The sequence below is a fragment of the Jeongeupia sp. USM3 genome (assembly GCF_001808185.1).
Classification (GTDB): Bacteria; Pseudomonadota; Gammaproteobacteria; order Burkholderiales; family Chitinibacteraceae; genus Jeongeupia.
The window spans coordinates 2,179,879-2,197,374 of the sequence record NZ_CP017668.1; the positions used below are offsets into that span (position 1 = coordinate 2,179,879).

19 protein-coding genes and 1 tRNA gene are annotated in these 17,496 nt (G+C 66.7%); 15 read left to right on the plus strand and 5 right to left on the minus strand.

Annotation, left to right across the window (positions count from 1 at the left end; all coding sequences use genetic code 11):
- Positions 1-11: 11 nt before the first annotated feature.
- On the plus strand, positions 12-1,283 hold the full coding sequence (locus BJP62_RS10320) for an FAD-binding oxidoreductase (protein ID WP_070529557.1): 1,272 nt from the start codon (positions 12-14) through the stop codon (positions 1,281-1,283).
- 45 nt (positions 1,284-1,328) lie between these two features.
- On the opposite strand, the gene BJP62_RS10325 is transcribed toward BJP62_RS10320, so the two are convergent.
- On the minus strand, positions 1,329-2,096 hold the full coding sequence (locus BJP62_RS10325) for a DUF2189 domain-containing protein (protein ID WP_070529558.1): 768 nt from the start codon (positions 2,094-2,096) through the stop codon (positions 1,329-1,331).
- A 222-nt stretch (positions 2,097-2,318) separates the two neighbouring features.
- On the opposite strand from BJP62_RS10325, the gene coxB reads away from it, so the two are divergent.
- The 6 genes from coxB to BJP62_RS10350 are packed head-to-tail and all read left to right on the plus strand — an operon-like array spanning position 2,319 to position 6,737.
- Positions 2,319-3,431 (plus strand): cytochrome c oxidase subunit II, encoded by a 1,113-nt coding sequence (gene coxB, locus BJP62_RS10330; protein WP_083300839.1) that lies wholly within the window; start codon positions 2,319-2,321, stop codon positions 3,429-3,431.
- A 23-nt stretch (positions 3,432-3,454) separates the two neighbouring features.
- A complete protein-coding gene (gene ctaD, locus BJP62_RS10335; RefSeq protein WP_070529559.1) occupies positions 3,455-5,098 on the plus strand; it encodes a cytochrome c oxidase subunit I in 1,644 nt (547 codons plus the stop codon).
- Positions 5,091-5,192: a cytochrome oxidase small assembly protein gene (locus BJP62_RS19015; protein WP_236943596.1), complete on the plus strand. Its 102-nt coding sequence runs from the start codon at positions 5,091-5,093 to the stop codon at positions 5,190-5,192. Before ctaD ends, BJP62_RS19015 begins: the two co-directional genes overlap by 8 nt.
- Positions 5,189-5,689: a cytochrome c oxidase assembly protein gene (locus BJP62_RS10340; protein WP_070529560.1), complete on the plus strand. Its 501-nt coding sequence runs from the start codon at positions 5,189-5,191 to the stop codon at positions 5,687-5,689. Before BJP62_RS19015 ends, BJP62_RS10340 begins: the two co-directional genes overlap by 4 nt.
- Positions 5,686-5,871, plus strand: coding sequence for a DUF2970 domain-containing protein (locus BJP62_RS10345; RefSeq protein ID WP_070529561.1), 186 nt, complete (start codon positions 5,686-5,688; stop codon positions 5,869-5,871). The genes BJP62_RS10340 and BJP62_RS10345 overlap by 4 nt, the downstream gene beginning before the upstream one ends.
- A complete protein-coding gene (locus BJP62_RS10350) occupies positions 5,868-6,737 on the plus strand; it encodes a cytochrome c oxidase subunit 3 (RefSeq protein WP_070529562.1) in 870 nt (289 codons plus the stop codon). Before BJP62_RS10345 ends, BJP62_RS10350 begins: the two co-directional genes overlap by 4 nt.
- Here BJP62_RS10350 and BJP62_RS10355 read toward each other — a convergent pair.
- Positions 6,734-6,931, minus strand: coding sequence for a DUF2909 domain-containing protein (locus tag BJP62_RS10355; protein WP_070529563.1), 198 nt, complete (start codon positions 6,929-6,931; stop codon positions 6,734-6,736). The genes BJP62_RS10350 and BJP62_RS10355 overlap by 4 nt on opposite strands.
- On the opposite strand from BJP62_RS10355, the gene BJP62_RS10360 reads away from it, so the two are divergent.
- From BJP62_RS10360 to cyoE, 4 genes are read left to right on the plus strand one after another with little or no spacing between them, the layout of a single operon-like run.
- Entirely contained in the window at positions 6,930-7,601 is a 672-nt protein-coding gene (locus BJP62_RS10360; RefSeq protein ID WP_168163826.1) for an SURF1 family cytochrome oxidase biogenesis protein, read from the plus strand. The two genes, BJP62_RS10355 and BJP62_RS10360, sit on opposite strands and share 2 nt — an antisense overlap.
- Positions 7,598-8,092, plus strand: coding sequence for a hypothetical protein (locus tag BJP62_RS10365; RefSeq protein WP_070529565.1), 495 nt, complete (start codon positions 7,598-7,600; stop codon positions 8,090-8,092). Before BJP62_RS10360 ends, BJP62_RS10365 begins: the two co-directional genes overlap by 4 nt.
- Positions 8,080-9,090 (plus strand): heme A synthase, encoded by a 1,011-nt coding sequence (locus BJP62_RS10370; RefSeq protein ID WP_083301050.1) that lies wholly within the window; start codon positions 8,080-8,082, stop codon positions 9,088-9,090. The genes BJP62_RS10365 and BJP62_RS10370 overlap by 13 nt, the downstream gene beginning before the upstream one ends.
- Positions 9,053-9,955 carry a heme o synthase gene (gene cyoE, locus BJP62_RS10375; protein ID WP_070529566.1) on the plus strand — a complete coding sequence of 301 codons (903 nt, stop codon included), beginning with the start codon at positions 9,053-9,055 and terminating at the stop codon, positions 9,953-9,955. The genes BJP62_RS10370 and cyoE overlap by 38 nt, the downstream gene beginning before the upstream one ends.
- A 37-nt stretch (positions 9,956-9,992) precedes the next feature.
- Here cyoE and BJP62_RS10380 read toward each other — a convergent pair whose 3' ends face one another.
- Both BJP62_RS10380 and BJP62_RS10385 read right to left on the minus strand, forming a co-directional pair.
- Positions 9,993-10,817, minus strand: a complete 825-nt coding sequence (locus BJP62_RS10380; protein ID WP_070529567.1) for an undecaprenyl-diphosphate phosphatase — start codon at positions 10,815-10,817, stop codon at positions 9,993-9,995.
- A 290-nt stretch (positions 10,818-11,107) separates the two neighbouring features.
- Positions 11,108-11,554 carry a DciA family protein gene (locus BJP62_RS10385; RefSeq protein WP_070529568.1) on the minus strand — a complete coding sequence of 149 codons (447 nt, stop codon included), beginning with the start codon at positions 11,552-11,554 and terminating at the stop codon, positions 11,108-11,110.
- A gap of 27 nt (positions 11,555-11,581) precedes the next feature.
- Between BJP62_RS10385 and BJP62_RS10390 the strand changes: the two genes are divergently transcribed.
- The 3 genes from BJP62_RS10390 to BJP62_RS10400 all read left to right on the plus strand — a co-directional run bounded on the left by BJP62_RS10390 (position 11,582) and on the right by BJP62_RS10400 (position 15,491).
- On the plus strand, positions 11,582-12,466 hold the full coding sequence (locus BJP62_RS10390) for a M23 family metallopeptidase (protein ID WP_070529569.1): 885 nt from the start codon (positions 11,582-11,584) through the stop codon (positions 12,464-12,466).
- A 149-nt stretch (positions 12,467-12,615) separates the two neighbouring features.
- The gene (secA, locus tag BJP62_RS10395; RefSeq protein ID WP_070529570.1) at positions 12,616-15,357 is read left to right on the plus strand and encodes a preprotein translocase subunit SecA; all 2,742 of its coding nucleotides are present in this window, start codon (positions 12,616-12,618) and stop codon (positions 15,355-15,357) included.
- Positions 15,358-15,415: 58 nt separating this feature from the next.
- A tRNA-Ala gene (locus BJP62_RS10400) sits at positions 15,416-15,491 on the plus strand.
- A gap of 53 nt (positions 15,492-15,544) precedes the next feature.
- On the opposite strand, the gene BJP62_RS10405 is transcribed toward BJP62_RS10400, so the two are convergent.
- Complete coding sequence (locus tag BJP62_RS10405; RefSeq protein ID WP_070529571.1) at positions 15,545-16,453, minus strand: LysR family transcriptional regulator; 909 nt, start codon at positions 16,451-16,453, stop codon at positions 15,545-15,547.
- 120 nt (positions 16,454-16,573) lie between these two features.
- Between BJP62_RS10405 and BJP62_RS10410 the strand changes: the two genes are divergently transcribed.
- Positions 16,574-17,440: a pirin family protein gene (locus tag BJP62_RS10410; RefSeq protein ID WP_070529572.1), complete on the plus strand. Its 867-nt coding sequence runs from the start codon at positions 16,574-16,576 to the stop codon at positions 17,438-17,440.
- Positions 17,441-17,496 lie beyond the last annotated feature (56 nt).

A 17,496-nucleotide genomic window follows, 5' to 3' on the forward strand; every position in this document is an offset into this window, starting at 1 on the left:
ACGGAGCCGCAATGCCGCACGCACCGTCGTACTACGCCGCCACCGCCCGTCCGCAGCCATTGCGGCCGGCACTGGCCGACCGGCTCGACGTCGACGTCTGCATCGTCGGCGCCGGCTACACCGGCCTCTCGGCCGGACTGCATCTGGCCGAGGCCGGCTTCAGCGTCGCCATCATCGAGGCCGAGCGGGTCGGCTGGGGCGCGTCCGGCCGCAACGGCGGCCAGATCGTCAACTCGTACTCGCGCGACATCGACGTGATCGAGGCACGCTACGGCACGGATACCGCACGCGCGCTCGGCGACATGGCGTTCGAGGGCGCGCGCATCATCCGCGAGCGTGTCGCGTCATACGCGATCGACTGCGATCTCAAGGCCGGCGGCGTGTTCGCGGCCATCACCGCAAGGCAGTTCGGCCATCTGCAAAGGCAGAAAGCGCTGTGGGAGCGCCATGGCTACACGCGGCTGCAGTTGCTCGACCGGGCCGAAACCCGCGGCATCGTCGCAAGCGACCGCTACCACGGCGCGCTGCTCGACCTCGGCGGCGGCCACATCCACCCGCTGAACCTCGCCCTCGGCGAAGCGGCCGCGTTCGAATCGCTCGGCGGGCGCATTTTCGAAGCCTCGCCGGCGATCCGGATCGAACGCAGCTTCCGGCCCGTGGTGCACACGCCGGGCGGTGCAGTCACGGCCAGCTTCGTCATCGTCGCCGGCAATGCCTACCTTGGCGCTCTGGTGCCCGAACTCGCGGCCAGGTCAATGCCCTGCGGCAGCCAGATCGTCGCAACCGAGCCGCTCGGCGCGCTCGCCGACACGCTGCTGCCGCACGACTACTGCATCGAGGACTGCAACTACCTGCTCGATTACTACCGGCTCAGCGCCGACAAACGGCTGCTGTTCGGCGGCGGCGTCGTCTACGGCGCCCGCGACCCGGCCCGTGTCGAGGCGATCATCGTCCCCAGGCTGCTGAAGACCTTTCCGCAACTCGCCAATGTCCGGATCGACTACGCGTGGACCGGCAACTTCCTGCTCACGCTGTCACGCATGCCGCAGATGGGCCGGCTCGACCACAACATCTACTACTCGCAGGGCTGCAGCGGCCACGGCATCACCTTCACCCATCTGGCCGGGCGATTGCTCGCCGAGGTGCTGCAGGGGCAGGCCGAGCGCTTTGACGCCTTCGCCCGGCTGCCGCACCTGCCTTTCCCCGGCGGACGCCTGCTGCGGGTGCCGTTCACCGCGCTCGGCGGCTGGTACTACGACCTACGCGACCGGCTCGGCATCTAGGCGAGCAACGCGCCCACACGCAGGCGCATCGCACACCGCCCGTCACTATTCGACCAGATCCTTGTAGGCGATCCAGGTCGCATGGCCGAGCAGCGGGAAGAGCACCACGAAGCCCAGCAGGAAAGTCGCGAAGCCGACCGCCGTCAGCAGCACGATCAGTGCCGCCCAGACGATCATCGCCGGCAGGTTCTCGGCAACGGCACGCAGACTGGTCATCATCGCCGTCACCGTATCGACCTCGCGGTCGGCCAGCATCGGGATCGACACCGCCGTCAGCGCAAACACGAGGCAGGCCAGCAGGAAGCCGCCGATCAGCCATGCGATCGTGAAGCCCGCGTACTCGCCGATCAGGGACGAAAAGAAGGTGCTCAGCGTGACCGCCTCGCCGCCGTAGAACAGCGCGAACAGGATCGCCGACAGGCGCTCCCACGCGAGCGCGATCATGAACAGCACGACGCCGAAATACGCGAGCTGGCTGACGTTCTTCATCAGGTCGCGGATCGACTGCACGAACGACGTCGTCCGGCCGTCCTCGCGCTCGCTGGTGAGCTCGTAAATCCCGGCGGCCCCCAGCGGCGCCAGCAGCAGAAAGCCGGTGATCGACGCCGTGAACAGGTGGGTGTTCTGCGACGCCAGCGACAGCACGAGCCAGCCCAGCAGCGTGATCAACGCACCGTGCGCAAGACTGGGCGCCGGGTGCGCGGCCAGATCCTGCCAGCCGCGGGACAGCCACGAAAATGCCCGCAACGCATTGACCTTGCGTGTCCGCGGCAGCGTGAAATGGTCGTCCAGACCGCTCAGATGCAGATCCATGATGGGCCTCCTTGCTGCGTTGTGCAGTCCTCCATCGGTATTTCTTGATGTAGTCGATAGCAAGCCGGCTACGGTAGCCCGACCGATGAATGGTCGGTGGTGGCCGATACCGGCGGCACGTCCTGCTTGTGCCGGCGTTTTTCTTTGCTACGTTGAAAGCAAACCGATACGCCGGCGAGCCCCTGGCTTGCAAACGGCGTGACACCCGCCACGGAGGTACCCATGCGTGTATCACGCATACCGGCTGCGCCGGCCTGTCTGCTGCTGGCATGGCATACCGCTGCGGCGGACAGCCGCACCGGATTCCAGACACCGCAAACCCTCATCGCCCAGGACATTTCCGACCTGCATACCTGGATCATGGTGATCATCATCGTGATCTTCATCGCGGTGTTCGGCGTGATGTTCTATGCGGTGTTCCGCCACCGCAAATCGCTCGGCCACAAGGCCCGCCCCTTCCACGAGAACACCACCGTCGAAGTGCTCTGGACCGTGATCCCGGCGCTGATCCTCGCGGTGATGGCCTGGCCTGCGGCCAAGGTCGTGCTGGCGCAAAAGGACAGCCGCGGCGCCACGCTCACGGTCAAGGCCACCGGCTACCAGTGGTTTTGGGGCTACGACTACGTCGACTACGGCTTCGGCTACAAGAGCAAGCTGACAACGCCGCGCGGCCAGATCGACAACTACCGCGGCAATAGCGAGAAGGGCCAGCACTACCTGCTCGAAGTCGACGAACCGCTCGTGGTACCGGTCGGCCAGAAGGTGCGCATCCTCACCACCAGCAACGACGTGATCCACTCGTGGGCAATGCCGGCCTTCGGCGTCAAGCAGGACGCGATTCCCGGCTTCATCCGCGACACCTGGTTCAAGGCCGAGCGCGAAGGCACGTTCCGCGGCCAGTGCTCCGAACTTTGCGGCCAGGACCACGGCTTCATGCCCATCGTCGTCAAGGTCGTCAGTGCGGCACAGTTCAAGGACTACGTGTCGCAGAAGCAGGCGGCCGCCAAGGCAATGGCCGACGATCCGAGCAAGGTCTGGACTCGCGACGACCTCGTCACCCGTGGTCAAAAGGTCTACGAGGCCAACTGCCAGTCCTGTCACCAGGCCAACGGCATGGGCAGCGGGGCTTTCCCGGCCATCGCCGGCTCCAGGGTCGCCAACGGGCCGATCGGTGGCCACGTCCATCTGGTGCTGACCGGCAAGAACGCGATGCCGTCGTGGGCCGCGCTCTCCGATACCGAAATCGCCGCCGTCATCACCTTCCAGCGCAATGCCTTCGGCAACAAGACCGGCGACATGCTGCAACCCAAGGACGTGAAGCTCGCCCGCAAGTAGAAAGGCGCCGCATGGAGAAAACAATGACCGCCTCGACCGAAACCCTGCACCTGCAGCACGCGGACCACCAAGCCCACGCGGAAGCCAGCGGCTGGCGGCGCTGGCTGTACGCGACCAACCACAAGGACATCGGCACGCTGTACCTGTGGTTCGCCTTTGCGATGTTCATGGTCGGCGGCACCATGGCGCTGGGCATCCGCGCCGAGCTGTTCCAGCCAGGCATGCAGTTCTGGCACCCGGAGTTCTTCAACCAGCTGACCACGCTGCACGGCATCATCATGGTGTTCGGCGCGATCATGCCGGCATTCACCGGTCTGGCGAACTGGATGCTGCCGCTGATGATCGGCGCGCCGGACATGGCGTTCGCGCGGATGAACAACTGGAGCTTCTGGCTGCTGCCACCGGCGGCGCTGCTGCTGCTGATCTCGCTGTTCGTCCCTGGCGGCGCCGCTGCCGGCGGCTGGACGCTCTACCCGCCGCTGTCGATCCAGGCCGGCATGGGCATGGATCTGGCGATCTTCGCCATCCACCTGCTCGGCCTGTCGTCGATCATGGGCTCGATCAACATCGTCACCACGGTGCTGAACATGCGCGCGCCGGGAATGACGATGCTGAAGATGCCGATGTTCGCGTGGACCTCGCTCGTCACCGCCTACCTGCTGATTGCCGTCGCACCGGTGCTCGCCGGTGCAGTGACGATGCTGCTGACCGACCGCCATTTCGGCACGCATTTCTTCAAGGCAGCCGGCGGCGGCGACCCGGTGCTGTTCCAGCATATCTTCTGGTTCTTCGGCCACCCCGAGGTCTACATCATGGCGCTGCCGGCATTCGGCATCGTCAGCCAGATCCTGCCGACCTTCGCGCGCAAGCCGCTGTTCGGCTATGTATCGATGGTCTACGCGGTCGGTTCGATCGCGATCCTGTCCTTCATGGTCTGGGCGCACCACATGTTCGCGGTCGGCATGCCGGCGACGGCACAGCTGTTCTTCATGTTCATGACCATGCTGATCGCGGTGCCGACCGGCGTGAAGGTGTTCAACTGGATCGCGACGATGTGGGAAGGCGAAATGAGCTTCGAGACGCCGATGCTGTTCGCGATCGGTTTTGTCTGTCTGTTTACCGTCGGCGGCTTCTCCGGCCTCGTGCTATCGATCGCGCCGATCGACACCCAGATGACCGACACCTACTACGTCGTCGCCCATTTCCACTATGTGCTCGTCGCCGGCGCGCTGTTCAGCCTGTTCGGCGCCACCTACTACTGGCTGCCGAAATGGACCGGCTACATGTACAGCGAAAGGCTCGGCAAGCTGCATTTCTGGTGGTCGATGGTCTGGTTCAACGTCACCTTCTTCCCGATGCACTTCCTCGGCCTGGCCGGCATGCCGCGGCGGATTCCCGACTATCCGCTGCAGTTCACCGATTTCAACGGCATCGCCAGCGTCGGCGCCTTCTGTTTCGGCCTCGGCCAGTTGCTGTTCCTCTACAACGTGATCCATACCATCCGTGGCGGCGTCGGCCGCGCACCGGCCCGGCCATGGGAAGGCGGCCACACGCTCGAATGGGACGTCGCTTCGCCTGCGCCGCACCACACCTGGGCAACGCCGCCCGACGAAGCGCTGGTGAAAAAGGGCCTGCGCGCGCAGTCGCTGGAGCACGACCATGAATAGGAACACCCGCACCGCACTGCTGCTCGCGCTGATCGCACTCGGCTTCTTTCTCGCCGTCATCGCCCGGCAATTCCTGCACGGGGTAGCGGGATGACAACCGCCGCGCAGGGCAACCGTCGCATCGCCATCCGGCTCGGCCTGGCCGCCGCGGCAATGTTCGGCTTCGGCTACGCCATGGTCCCGTTCTACGACACGCTGTGCCGTGCGCTCGGGCTCGACCGCGCCCGCCCGGAATTCGCAACTGCGACGGCCACCGCGCTCAGGCTGGAGTTCGACACCAACGTCGCCGCCGGCCTGCCGGTCGAAATCGAAGCGATCGACCGCGTCGTCGCGGCCAAGCCCGGCGGCCTCATCAAGGCGCGCTTCCGCATTTCCAACACCGGTGACGCGCCGCTGACGATACGCGCGATTCCGAGCTTTGCGCCTGTGCGCGCAGCCGGGCTGCTGCAGAAGCTCGAATGCTTCTGTTTCGATGCGCTCAAGCTCGCCGCACGCGAAACCCGTGACGTCACCGTTGTGCTGCTGGTCGCGAAGGAACTGCCCGACGAGCTCGGTGCCGCCACGCTGTCCTACACCCTGCAGCCGACATGAAGGCGGCGATCAAGGCGGTGCTGGCCGGCTTCTTCGGTGTCCGCGGACGCAAGGGCGCCGAATCGGCCAGGCTCAAGCCGGGTACGGTCATTGCCGCCGCACTGATCGTCGCGCTGGTGCTGATCCTGATGATCCTGCTACTGGTCCGCGTGCTGGTGGCAGCCCAAGGAGGTGGAGAATGAATGTCGAAAACGGCGTGCACGACGCACACTATTTCGTACCGGCACCGTCCCGCTGGCCCATCGTCGGCTCGCTGGCGCTGTTCCTGATGGCACTCGGCGCCGCGTTCTGGATCAACAGGGTGCCCGGCGGCAACTGGGCGCTGCTCGCCGGCACGCTGGTACTCGTCTGGATGCTGTTCGGCTGGTTCGGCGACGTGATCCGCGAATCGCAGGCCCACGTCTACGGCATGCAGGTCGACCATTCGTTCCGCTGGGGAATGAGCTGGTTCATCTTTTCCGAAGTGATGTTCTTCGCCGTGTTCTTCGGTGCGCTGTTCTATGCCCGGGTGATCTCGGTTCCCGAGCTCGGTCATTTTTCCAGCACGCACGAGCTGCTGTGGCCGGGCTTTGCCGCCGACTGGCCTGCGGCGACCGCGCCGAAACTCGCGGCGCCCTATCAGCCGATGGCCGCGGTCGGCATTCCGGCACTGAACACCGCCATCCTGCTGACTTCGGGTGTCACCCTGACCTGGGCGCACTGGGGCATGGTCGAAGGACAGCGCGGCCACCTCAAGATCGGCCTGGGCATCACCGTGCTGCTCGGCGTGATCTTTCTCGGCTTCCAGGCTTACGAGTATCACCACGCGTGGGAAGACATGGGGCTGACGCTCGCATCGGGCGCGTACGGTGCAACCTTCTACATGCTGACCGGCTTCCACGGCATGCACGTGCTCGTCGGCACGATCATGCTGGCAGCGATGCTGGTCCGCGTACTGCGCGGCCACTTCAGCGTCCGCCACCATTTCGGTTTCGAAGCCGCCGCGTGGTACTGGCACTTCGTCGACGTGGTCTGGCTGCTGCTGTTCGTCTTCGTCTACTGGCTCTAGCCCCCGTTCGGCCGCCACCAGCCAAGGTAGTAGCCGATCAGCAGCAGCACGAACAGCCCGACCGACAGCGCCACCCGCCACGTCAGCGAGCGCACCAGTTTCGGCGAACCGGCCGGGCCGCGAACGAGCTGGAGCATGGCCCGCCCGAGCACCAGCAGGATGACGAGCAACAACACGATGGCAACGAGTTTCATGAACGCCCCTGCACCTGTCACGTTACAGCCTGACGTTAGCACACGGCGGCCGGCGCTGGCCGGCCTTGCCGCACTGGTGTTGCTGACGCTGGTACTCGGCGCCTGGCAGTGCCGGCGCGGGCTGGACAAGCTGGATCGGGCCGAAGCGGCCGAACGGGCGCAGGCGGTCAAGATCTGGCGAGGCGGCTCACTGCCGGTCGAGGGCGCACGGTTTCGGCCCGACGGACAGTGGCTGCCGAGCCTGGGCTTCAGCGTCGCACCGCGGCCACGGCAGGGCCGGCCCGGCGCCGAGATCGTCACCCCGTTCCGGCTGCGCGACGGCCGCCTGCTGCTGGTCAACCGCGGCTGGCTCGCCGACGGCCACCCGCCTGCCGCCGTGCCGACGGCGGCACCCATGGTCGAAATGGCGGCGTGGCCGCGCTTCATCACGCTCGGGCCGACGCCGCCGGAAGGCAGCCGGTTCCAGCACGTCGATGCCGGCGCGTTCGCCAGCTGGGCACATACGCCGAAGCCGGCCGGCTATGCCTATGCACTCGAATCTGCGCTGGCTATCGACATCCCGCGCCCCTTCCTCAATGCCGAGCGTCATTTCGCCTATATGGCGAGCTGGTGGGGCATGACGCTGGCCGGTGCAATCCTGTGGTGGCGCTTTCGCAAGGGGGCACGATGAAGCATCGAAACAAGGGCCGAGGCGTCCTGATCGCGCTGTTCACCATGGCGGCACTGCCCGTTGTCTCGGCCCAGCTCGCCTACGATCACTGGCGGCCAGCCGGCGGGCAGAGCTTCGGCGAGCTGATCGCCAGACCCGCCGCAGCCAAGGCCGCACAATGGCGGCTCGCCGCGGTCGGTGCCGACGGCTGTGGCGAGCGCACGCAGCTGCTGCTGTTCTCGGCCGGCCAGCTGCAAAAAGCACAGGGCGAGGCCGCGAGGCGTCTGACCCCGGCAACCACCGCGCCCTGCCCGTCGGCCACCGTGCTGACCGCCCACCCGCAGCTCGCTGCACCGGGGCTGTACCTGATCGATCCCAACGGCAATGCCGTCGTCCGCTACCGGCCCGAACAGCTCGCCGACGATGCCGGGCGCAGACGGGCGCTGCAGGAAATCGGCAAGCTGCTCAAGCAGAACCGCGGGCTCGGGGAGGCGAGGTCATGGCAAGGCTGAACACCGCCCGCTGGCTGTTGCTGCTCACCCTGGCATGGACACTGGTGCTGGTAATGCTCGGCGCCTGGGTCAGGCTGCACGACGCCGGCCTCGGCTGCCCGGACTGGCCCGGTTGCTACGGCCGGATCACGCCGCCCGAAGCGGCGCACGAGATCGCCCATGCCGAAAGCCGTTTCGGCGGCGACGTCGACCCCGGCAAGGGCTGGAAGGAAATGATCCACCGCTACGCCGTCGGCGGCTACGGCCTGCTGATGCTGGCGACCTGTGCCGTGCTGTGGCGCCAGCGCGCGCGCCATGCCTTGCCGGCGGCCCTGATCATCGCCCCGCTGGCCGTGCTGGTCTTCCAGGCGCTGCTCGGCATGTGGACGGTGACGCTGAAGCTGATGCCCGCCGTCGTCACCGCCCACCTGCTCGGCGGCATGGCCCTGATCGCGCTGCTGACCGCGCTGGCCGCACGCGGCATGCCTGCGCTCACGCCCACGGACGGCCTGCGCCGGCTGGCCATGCTGGCGCTGGTGCTTTGCGTCGTCCAGATCGCGCTCGGCGGCTGGGTATCGACCAACTACGCCGGGCTCGCCTGCAACGGCTTCCCCGCGTGCCAGGGCAGCCTTGCACCGCCTTCCGGCCTTGCCGAGGCACTGCGGCCGGACCGCGCGCTCGGGCTGAGCGCCGACGGCACACCGCTGACGCTGTCCCATCTCGCCGCGATCCACTGGCTGCACCGGCTCGGCGCGCTGCTGCTGACCGTCGCCGTCACCTGGACGGCGTGGCAAAGCTGGCGGGTCAGCCGGATGCACGCCGCCTTGCTGCTGCTGGTATTGCTTGGCCAGCTCGCACTCGGCGTCGCCAACGTCGTGCTGGCCCTGCCGCTGCCGCTGGCCGTCGCCCACAACGGCGGTGCCGCACTGCTGCTGATCGCCCTCACCACCCTCGTCGTCCGCTGCCGTCAGGAGGCCCGTCATGCTGAGCCGCTCGCTCATCTTTCCATCGTTCGCTGATTTCTGGCAGCTCGGCAAACCGCGCGTCGTCGCACTGATCGTCTTCTGCGCGGCGGTCGGCTGCCTGCTCGCCGCCCCGGCTGCGGCCGACTGGCCCCGGCTGCTGCTGGCACTGTCCGGGATCGGCTTCGTCGCGATGGGCGCCGCCGCCGCCAACTGCCTGTTCGAACGCGATCGCGACGCGGTCATGCGTCGCACCGCGGCCAGGCCGCTGGTGCGCGGCCGTATCGGCCACGTCGAAGCGGCCGGCTATGCGGTCGCACTGACCGTCGCCGGGCTCTGGCTGCTGCTGCTGTTCGCCAACGCCCTGACCACCGCGCTGACGCTGGCGACGTTCTTCGGCTACGCCGTCGTCTATACCCGCTGGCTCAAGCCGGCAACGCCGCAGAACATCGTCATCGGCGGCGCCGCAGGCGCCATGCCACCGGTACTGGGCTGGGCCGCGGTCAGCGGCACGATTCCGGCCGAGGCCGCCGTGCTGTTCCTGATCATCTACACCTGGACGCCACCGCACTTCTGGGCGCTGGCGCTGTACCGGCGCGACGACTATGCACGCGCCGGCCTGCCGATGCTGCCGGTCACCCACGGTCCGGCGTTCACCCGGCTGGCGATCCTGCTGTATGCGCTGATGCTCGCCGCGGTCGCGCTGCTGCCGTTCGCGATCCGGCTCTCCGGCTGGTTCTACCTCGCCGCCGCGCTCTGGCTCAATGCCAGCTTCATTCGTCGCACCTGGCGGCTTTACCGCAGCGACGAGGCGGAAAGCGACGCGCAGGCGCGCGGCCTGTTCCGCTTCTCGATCGCCTACCTGAGCTGGCTGTTCGGTGCGCTGCTCGCCGACCGTTTGCTGCAGTGGCTGACGGCATGAAAAAAGCGCCCGGTCGGGCGCTTGTCACGGCAGCTGGTCAGATCGACCAGTCGACGACGCCGGTATACCACGTCAGCAGCACCAGCAGGCCGAAGGCGATCCGGTACCACGCGAACGGAATGAAGGTGTGCGACGAGATGAAGCGCAGCAGCGCCCGCACCGCGATGAACGCAAACACGAACGACGCAGCGAAGCCGACGGCAAACACGCCGAAGTCGGCCGTATCCAGCGCATGGCGGAACTTGAGCAGGCTGTAGATCGACGCCGCACCGAGCGTCGGAATGCCGAGGAAGAACGAGAACTCGGTCGCCGCCTTGCGCGACAGGCCGAGAAACAGCCCGCCGATGATCGTCGCGCCCGACCGGCTGGTTCCCGGAATCAGCGCAAAACACTGCGCCAGCCCGACCATCAGCGCGTCTTTCAGGCTGAGGTCGTCCACCGTCTGCACCCGCACCGTGTGCTGGCGTTTTTCGGCCCACAGGATGATCAGCCCGCCGACGATGAAGGCCGTCGCGACCGGGATCGGCGCGAACAGGTAATCCTTGATCTTGCTGTTGAGCAGCAGCCCGATGATCGCGGCCGGAATGAAACCGATCACCACCGCGAGCAGCAGGTTGCGCGCCGAGCCGGGGCGCACCGCCCCGGTGAGCGTCTCGCCGATCTTGGCCCGGTATTCCCACACCACGGCCAGCATCGCACCCAGCTGGATGAAGATGTCGTAGACATCGCTCTTGGCCTTGGGCAGAAAGTTCAGCAGGTCGCCGGTCAGGATCAGGTGGCCGGTACTCGAGATCGGCAGGAACTCGGTGATCCCTTCGACGGCGCCCATGATCAGCGATTTGAGCAGCAGAACGATATCCATACGGTGGCAATGCCCTTGTGTGCAGGTCGACAAGAGCGCGCATTATAGCGGCCGCTGCTTTAACGTGGCGTGAACGACACACCACCCATCGGGGTGGGAAAAATTTTTACAGACGGCCCGGGAACTTGCCGCCGTCATCGCACTCAGACTTCCTATGCGATGGACGTCTAGCGACGACGCGCATTTTGCTCATCTCCTCCCTGATATCGGGCGCCGCGACCAAGGCGCCCGTTTTTTTGCCCGCGATTCCCGGCAGGCATGCCGCCGGCGAGCGGAGACGGACGGCGCCGTCAGCGTCCCTGCCGCCGGTGCTGGTGCGCCACCAGCGCCGTCACCGCATCCTTGAGCGGCCCAGCCTCGAGCGATTCGGCCAGTTGCTCGAAGGCCGAACAAGCGGTGTCGGACAAGCGCAAGTCCTTGTTGATTCTGGATTTTTCCTGCTGCAGTGCCACTTGCACCCGTGGGCGGATTGCGCTAGCGTGCCATCCCGCCACGCTCAGCGCGTCACGCAGCTGCGGCGCCGCCACCCGCAGGCGCGCAGCGGCCGCGGACGAGCGGACCCCGACAAGCAGGGTTTCACCGGGTCCCCACGCAACCGAGACGCACGACGACGCCAGCTCGGGCGGCACATTGCGCCTGACCGCGTCGAGCAGGTGGTTGAGTTCGCTGACCCGCGCCGAGAGCCGCAGCAGCTCGCGGTCGCTGCCGATGAAGCCAGCATGGCCGAACAAGGACATGGACATTCCGGATTAACAAGGGGACACATGAATATTATTCTGGTTTCCAGCCGCTTCGCGAGGGCGATTTCACTCGGACCGACGGCACTGGCGACGGTATTGCTCGCGGTGCTGGTGCTGGGCCTGGCCGGCGGCGCCGGAATCGCCTCGCTCGCCGGCGGCCAGCACAGCGAGCCGCGCTGGCCGCTGGCCAAGCCGGTTCGGCCCGACGTCGACGCGCTGGCGGTCAGGCTGGGCGAGTTGCAGGCCAAGCTGACCCGGCTCGACGGCCTCGCCAAGCAGCTCGGCAGCCGGACCGGCATCGACGTCGCCCCCTTCCTGTCGGACAAGCCGGCGCCGCGCGGCGGCCTCGCTCGGCCGGGCGCCGCGCTCGACGCCGGCGAGCTCACCTGGCTGCTCGGCGACAGCGATACCCGCGCCGACGCCTACCTCGACCAGTTCTCGCTCGCGCAACTGCGGCTGGCCGCGCCGCTGGGCGACAATCTGCCGACGCGCGCGCCGATGCACAGCGGCCTGCAGTCGTCGAGCTTCGGCTGGCGGCTCGATCCGTTCAACGGCAGGCAGACTTTCCACGAAGGCATCGACTTCGTCGGCCCGATCGGCACGCCCATCCGGGCGGCGGCGGCCGGCACGGTCCGCTATGCGGCCGCCCACCCCCAGTATGGTAATATGGTCGAGCTTGATCACGGCTACGACCTGTCCAGTCGCTACGCGCATGCAAGCCGACTGCTGGTGAAGCCCGGCGAACAGGTTTCGGCCGGGCAGACGATCGCCCTCCTGGGCAGCACCGGCCGTTCCACCGGTCCCCATCTGCACTTCGAGATCCGCTACAAGCAGATCGCGCAGAATCCCTTGCGTTTTGTCAGCAATGCGCAAGATGCAATCGCAAGTAGTACCGTATCGAGCGACTAGGGATGGATAAACTGCGACATCGTCCCCACAATTGGGCGATGCCTTGAACGACGCCGACGGCGGATGGGGTAACCTGTCCGCCGTTCTCGTAATGAAATCACGCCCGCGTGCGCCGCAAGGCTCGCAGCGGGTCAGCTGGTAGCAGGAAAATGATCTCCACATTGTTGAAAAAAGTCTTCGGTAGCCGCAACGATCGCCTGTTGAAACAGTACGGCGCCATCGTCAAGCAGATCAACGCGCTCGAACCGCAAATCCAGGCGCTGTCGGACGACGCGCTCCGGGCCAAGACCGAGGAATTCAAGCAACGCTACCAGAACGGCGAGAAGCTCGACGCGCTGCTGCCCGAGGCGTTCGCCGTTTGCCGCGAAGGCGCCAAGCGTTCGCTCGGCATGCGCCACTTCGACGTGCAGCTGATCGGCGGCCTGACGCTGCACCAGGGCAAGATTTCCGAAATGCGTACCGGTGAAGGCAAGACCCTGGTCGCCACGCTGCCGGCCTACCTGAACGCGATCACCGGCCAGGGCGTGCACGTGATCACGGTCAACGACTACCTGGCCCAGCGCGACGCCGGCATCATGGGCCAGCTGTACAACTTCCTCGGCCTCTCCTGCGGCGTCAACCTCGGCCAGATGCCGCACGACGCCAAGCAGCAGGCCTACGCCTGCGACATCACCTACGGCACCAACAACGAGTTCGGCTTCGACTACCTGCGCGACAACATGGTGTTCTCGCCGGGCGAGCGCGTGCAGCGCAAGCTGTCGTATGCGATCGTCGACGAAGTCGACTCGATCCTGATCGACGAAGCACGCACGCCGCTGATCATCTCGGGCCCAGCCGACGATAGCACCGACCTGTACCTGGCGATGAACACCGTGCCGCCCAAGCTCGTCAAGCAGGCCAGCGAAGAAGCCGAAGAGGGCGATTACTGGGTCGACGAGAAGGCCAACTCGGTGCTGCTGTCCGAAGCCGGCCACGAGAAGGTCGAACAGATCCTCACCGAAATGGGCCTGCTGCCCGAAGGCGACAGCCTGTACGCGGCGCAGCACATCAGCCTGATGCACCACCTGTACGCGGCACTGCGCGCATACACGCTGTTCCACCTCGACCAGCACTACGTCGTGCTCGACGGCGAGATCGTCATCGTCGACGAATTCACCGGCCGGCTGATGTCGGGCCGCCGCTGGTCCGAAGGCCTGCACCAGGCCGTCGAGGCCAAGGAAGGCGTCGAGATCCAGCAGGAAAACCAGACGCTGGCGACGATCACGCTGCAGAACTACTTCCGCATGTACGAGAAGCTCTCGGGCATGACCGGTACCGCCGACACCGAGGCGTACGAGTTCCAGCAGATCTACGGCCTCGAGACCGTGATCATCCCGACCAACAAGCCGATGGTCCGCGACGACCGCCACGACCAGGTCTACAAGACCGCCGACGAGAAGCACGCGGCGATCATCGCCGACATCAAGGACTGCGTGTCGCGCGGCCAGCCGGCGCTGGTCGGCACGACGTCGATCGAACAGTCCGAGCTGCTGTCGAACATCCTCAAGCAGGACGGCATCGCCCACAACGTCCTCAACGCCAAGCAGCACGCCCGCGAAGCCGACATCGTCGCCCAGGCCGGTGCCGCCGGCGTCGTGACGATCGCGACCAATATGGCCGGCCGCGGTACCGACATCGTGCTCGGCGGCAATATCGAGCGCGAGATCAAGGACATCGAGCATGACGAATCGCTCGACGCCGCTGCCAAGGCCGAAAAGATCGCCGCGATCAAGGCCGACTGGCAAGTCCGCCACGACGCGGTGCTCGCCGCCGGCGGGCTGCACATCATCGGCTCCGAACGCCACGAATCGCGCCGGATCGACAACCAGCTGCGCGGCCGTGCCGGCCGTCAGGGCGATGCGGGCTCGAGCCGTTTCTACCTGTCGCTGGAAGACCCGTTGCTGCGCATCTTCGCCGGCGACCGTGTCGCCATGGTGATGGAGCGGCTGAAGCTGCCCGAAGGCGAGCCGATCGAGGCCGGCATCGTCTCTCGCGCGATCGAATCGGCGCAACGCAAGGTCGAAGGCCGCAACTACGACATCCGCAAGCAGCTGCTCGAGTACGACGACGTCTCGAACGAACAGCGCAAGGCGATCTACGCACAGCGCAACGAACTGCTCGAATCGGACGACATTTCGGCGACGATCGCCGCGATGCGCGACGGCTTCTTCGAAGACCTCGTCGCCCAGTACATCCCGCATCAGGCGATGGAAGAGCAATGGGACATCGCCGGGCTCGAGAAGGCACTGGGCGAGTACAGCCTGTCGGCGCCGGTCGCCGAATGGCTCAAGGCCGACAGCACCCTCGACGATGTCGGCGTCAAGGCGCGCGTGCAGGAACTCGCCCGCAATGCCTACGATGCCAAGGTTGCCGAAGCCGGCGCCGACACCTTCCGCCAGTTCGAACGTTCGGTGCTGCTGCAGCATCTCGACCAGAACTGGCGCGAGCACCTGTCGGGGCTCGACCACCTGCGCCAGGGCATCCACCTGCGCGGCTATGCGCAGAAGAACCCGAAACAGGAATACAAGCGCGAGGCGTTCGAGCTGTTCTCGGACCTGCTGGCGCGGATCAAGCGCGATGTCGTGCAGATCGTCATGAACGTCCAGGTCCGCAGCCAGGCCGACGTCGACGCGGTTGCACCGCAGGCGCTGCCGGAATCGGCACTGCAGTTCCAGCACGCCGACATCGAGGCACTGCTCGCCAGCGGCGACGAAGACCAGATCAAGGCGGCGATCGCCGCGCTGAGCGCGCAGGCGCCGGCCGACGTCAAGTATGCCGGTGTCAACCGCAACGATCCGTGCCCCTGCGGCTCGGGCAAGAAGTTCAAGCACTGCCACGGCCAGCTGTCCTGATGCCGTCTGCCTGCCGGCTTGACGCTGGCGGGCGGGCTTGGCTAATCTAGCCAGTGTCGGGCCGATAGCTCAGCTGGGAGAGCGCCGCGTTCGCAATGCGGAGGTCGTGAGTTCGATCCTCATTCGGTCCACCAGTTAAAAAAAACCAACCCTCGCGGTTGGTTTTTTTTCGCCCGTACGCAGTCCCCTAACGCGCCTCGCCGAGCGCCTCGAAACGGGCGGCGAGGTAGGCGATCAGCGCCCGCACCGCGGGCAGCTGCCCGCGGCGGGACGGAAACACCGCGTGGATGATTTCCCGCCGTGGCGCCCATGCCGGCAGCAGCGCCTGCAGCGTACCGTCGGCCAGCTGGTCGACGACCATCATCTCCGGCAGCTGAACCACGCCGACGCCGGCGACGGCCGCCGTGCGCAGCGCGATCATGTCGCCGGTGACGAAGCGCGGGCGATGGTTCAGGACGAGCTGCGCACCGTCCGGACCGAACAACCGCCATGCGTGCTGCTGCGGCGGCAGGCCGAGTGCGAGGCTCGGCCAGTCGGCCAGTTCGGCCGGCGCGCGCGGGACACCGAAACGGTCGATCAGTACCGGACTGGCGACCAGGCACTGGCGGCGCTCGGCCAGCACCCGCATCACCAGTTCGCTGTCCTCGAGTGGCGGCGGCCGGACCCGGATCGCGATGTCGATCGCCTCGCCGACCGGGTCGACACGCCGGTTGGTCGCCTCCAGGTGCAGCGTCACCTGCGGGTTCCCGGCCATGAAGTCGGCGAGCATGCAGCCGACATACGCCTGCAGCAGCGCCACCGGGCAGGTGATGCGGACGACGCCGCGCGGCTCGGCCCGGTTGACGTCGATCGCCGCCTGCGCCGCCTCGGCCTCGACCAGCATCGCCTTGCAGTGCTCGTAGTAGGTCTGGCCGATGTCGGTGACCGAGAAATGCCGGGTCGAGCGCTGGATCAGCCGCACGCCGAGCCGGCCTTCCAGCTCGGCGACACGGCGGCTGAGCCGGGATTTCGGCATGCCGAGCGCCCGGCCGGCCGGCGCGAAGCCGCCGTGCTCGACCACCTGCACGTAGTAATACAGGTCGTTCAGATCGTGCATGCTCGCCACTTCATCGTTCCATAAACAGGACACTGACACCCGAAATTACAGTCTACCGGGCATGTCGTCCCGATTCCATACTCTCCCCATCGACGACACGCTCGTCACAAGGAGACGACCATGAAACGGATACTCGGTGTGTACAGCGCCCCGCGCGGCCATTGGGTCGGCGACGGCTTTCCGGTGCGCTCGCTGTTCTCGTACCAGAGCCACGGCGCGTCGCTCAGCCCCTTCCTGCTGCTCGACTACGCCGGTCCGGCCGACTTCCCGCCCGGCACCCGGCCGCGCGGCGTCGGCCAGCACCCGCACCGCGGCTTCGAGACGGTCACCATCGTCTACAAGGGCGAGGTGGCCCACCGCGATTCGACCGGCCAGGGCGGCGTGATCGGCCCCGGCGACGTGCAGTGGATGACCGCCGGGTCCGGCATCCTGCACGAGGAGTTCCACTCCGAGGCATTCACCCGCAGCGGCGGCGCGCTCGAGATGGTCCAGCTATGGGTCAACCTGCCCGCCCGCGACAAGCTGACCGCACCGGGCTATCAGGCGATCACCGACGCCAGCATTCCGGCCGTCACGCTGCCGGACGACGCCGGCCGGGTCCGCGTGATCGCCGGTGAATTCGCCGGCCGCAAGGGCCCGGCGCGGACGTTCACGCCGATGCATGTCTGGGACGTGCGGCTGCAACAGGGCAGGCACGCCGAACTCGACGTGCCCGAAGGCTGGCATACCGCGCTGGTCGTCCTGCACGGCACCGTTCAGCTCAACGGCGACACCGTGCTGCGCGATGCGCAGATGGCACAACTCGACCCGGCCGGCCGCAGTCTCACCATCGAAGCCAACAGCGACGCGACGCTGCTGCTGCTCAGCGGCGAAGCGATCGACGAGCCGATCGTCGGCCACGGCCCGTTCGTGATGAACAGCGATGCCGAAATCGCCAAGGCCATCGCCGACTTCAACAGCGGCCGCTTCGGCCAGATGCACCGCTAACCCCGCCGGCCACCGGCCGGCGGTTCCGCCCGACAAGGGCCACCACCAGGAGCACA

Excerpts from the sequence above, each read along its gene's own strand:
- BJP62_RS10365 (WP_070529565.1), top strand. The coding sequence starts at position 7,598 with ATGAAGCATCGAAACAAGGGCCGAGGCGTCCTGATCGCGCTGTTCACC.
- BJP62_RS10355 (WP_070529563.1), bottom strand. The coding sequence starts at position 6,931 with ATGAAACTCGTTGCCATCGTGTTGTTGCTCGTCATCCTGCTGGTGCTC.
- BJP62_RS10340 (WP_070529560.1), top strand. The coding sequence starts at position 5,189 with ATGACAACCGCCGCGCAGGGCAACCGTCGCATCGCCATCCGGCTCGGC.
- ctaD (WP_070529559.1), top strand. The coding sequence starts at position 3,455 with ATGACCGCCTCGACCGAAACCCTGCACCTGCAGCACGCGGACCACCAA.
- BJP62_RS10380 (WP_070529567.1), bottom strand. The coding sequence starts at position 10,817 with ATGGATATCGTTCTGCTGCTCAAATCGCTGATCATGGGCGCCGTCGAA.
- BJP62_RS10325 (WP_070529558.1), bottom strand. The coding sequence starts at position 2,096 with ATGGATCTGCATCTGAGCGGTCTGGACGACCATTTCACGCTGCCGCGG.
- BJP62_RS19015 (WP_236943596.1), top strand. The coding sequence starts at position 5,091 with ATGAATAGGAACACCCGCACCGCACTGCTGCTCGCGCTGATCGCACTC.
- BJP62_RS10370 (WP_083301050.1), top strand. The coding sequence starts at position 8,080 with ATGGCAAGGCTGAACACCGCCCGCTGGCTGTTGCTGCTCACCCTGGCA.
- BJP62_RS10350 (WP_070529562.1), top strand. The coding sequence starts at position 5,868 with ATGAATGTCGAAAACGGCGTGCACGACGCACACTATTTCGTACCGGCA.
- BJP62_RS10345 (WP_070529561.1), top strand. The coding sequence starts at position 5,686 with ATGAAGGCGGCGATCAAGGCGGTGCTGGCCGGCTTCTTCGGTGTCCGC.
- BJP62_RS10405 (WP_070529571.1), bottom strand. The coding sequence starts at position 16,453 with ATGCACGATCTGAACGACCTGTATTACTACGTGCAGGTGGTCGAGCAC.
- BJP62_RS10410 (WP_070529572.1), top strand. The coding sequence starts at position 16,574 with ATGAAACGGATACTCGGTGTGTACAGCGCCCCGCGCGGCCATTGGGTC.
- BJP62_RS10360 (WP_168163826.1), top strand. The coding sequence starts at position 6,930 with ATGAACGCCCCTGCACCTGTCACGTTACAGCCTGACGTTAGCACACGG.
- cyoE (WP_070529566.1), top strand. The coding sequence starts at position 9,053 with ATGCTGAGCCGCTCGCTCATCTTTCCATCGTTCGCTGATTTCTGGCAG.
- BJP62_RS10390 (WP_070529569.1), top strand. The coding sequence starts at position 11,582 with ATGAATATTATTCTGGTTTCCAGCCGCTTCGCGAGGGCGATTTCACTC.
- BJP62_RS10385 (WP_070529568.1), bottom strand. The coding sequence starts at position 11,554 with ATGTCCTTGTTCGGCCATGCTGGCTTCATCGGCAGCGACCGCGAGCTG.
- secA (WP_070529570.1), top strand. The coding sequence starts at position 12,616 with ATGATCTCCACATTGTTGAAAAAAGTCTTCGGTAGCCGCAACGATCGC.
- coxB (WP_083300839.1), top strand. The coding sequence starts at position 2,319 with ATGCGTGTATCACGCATACCGGCTGCGCCGGCCTGTCTGCTGCTGGCA.
- BJP62_RS10320 (WP_070529557.1), top strand. The coding sequence starts at position 12 with ATGCCGCACGCACCGTCGTACTACGCCGCCACCGCCCGTCCGCAGCCA.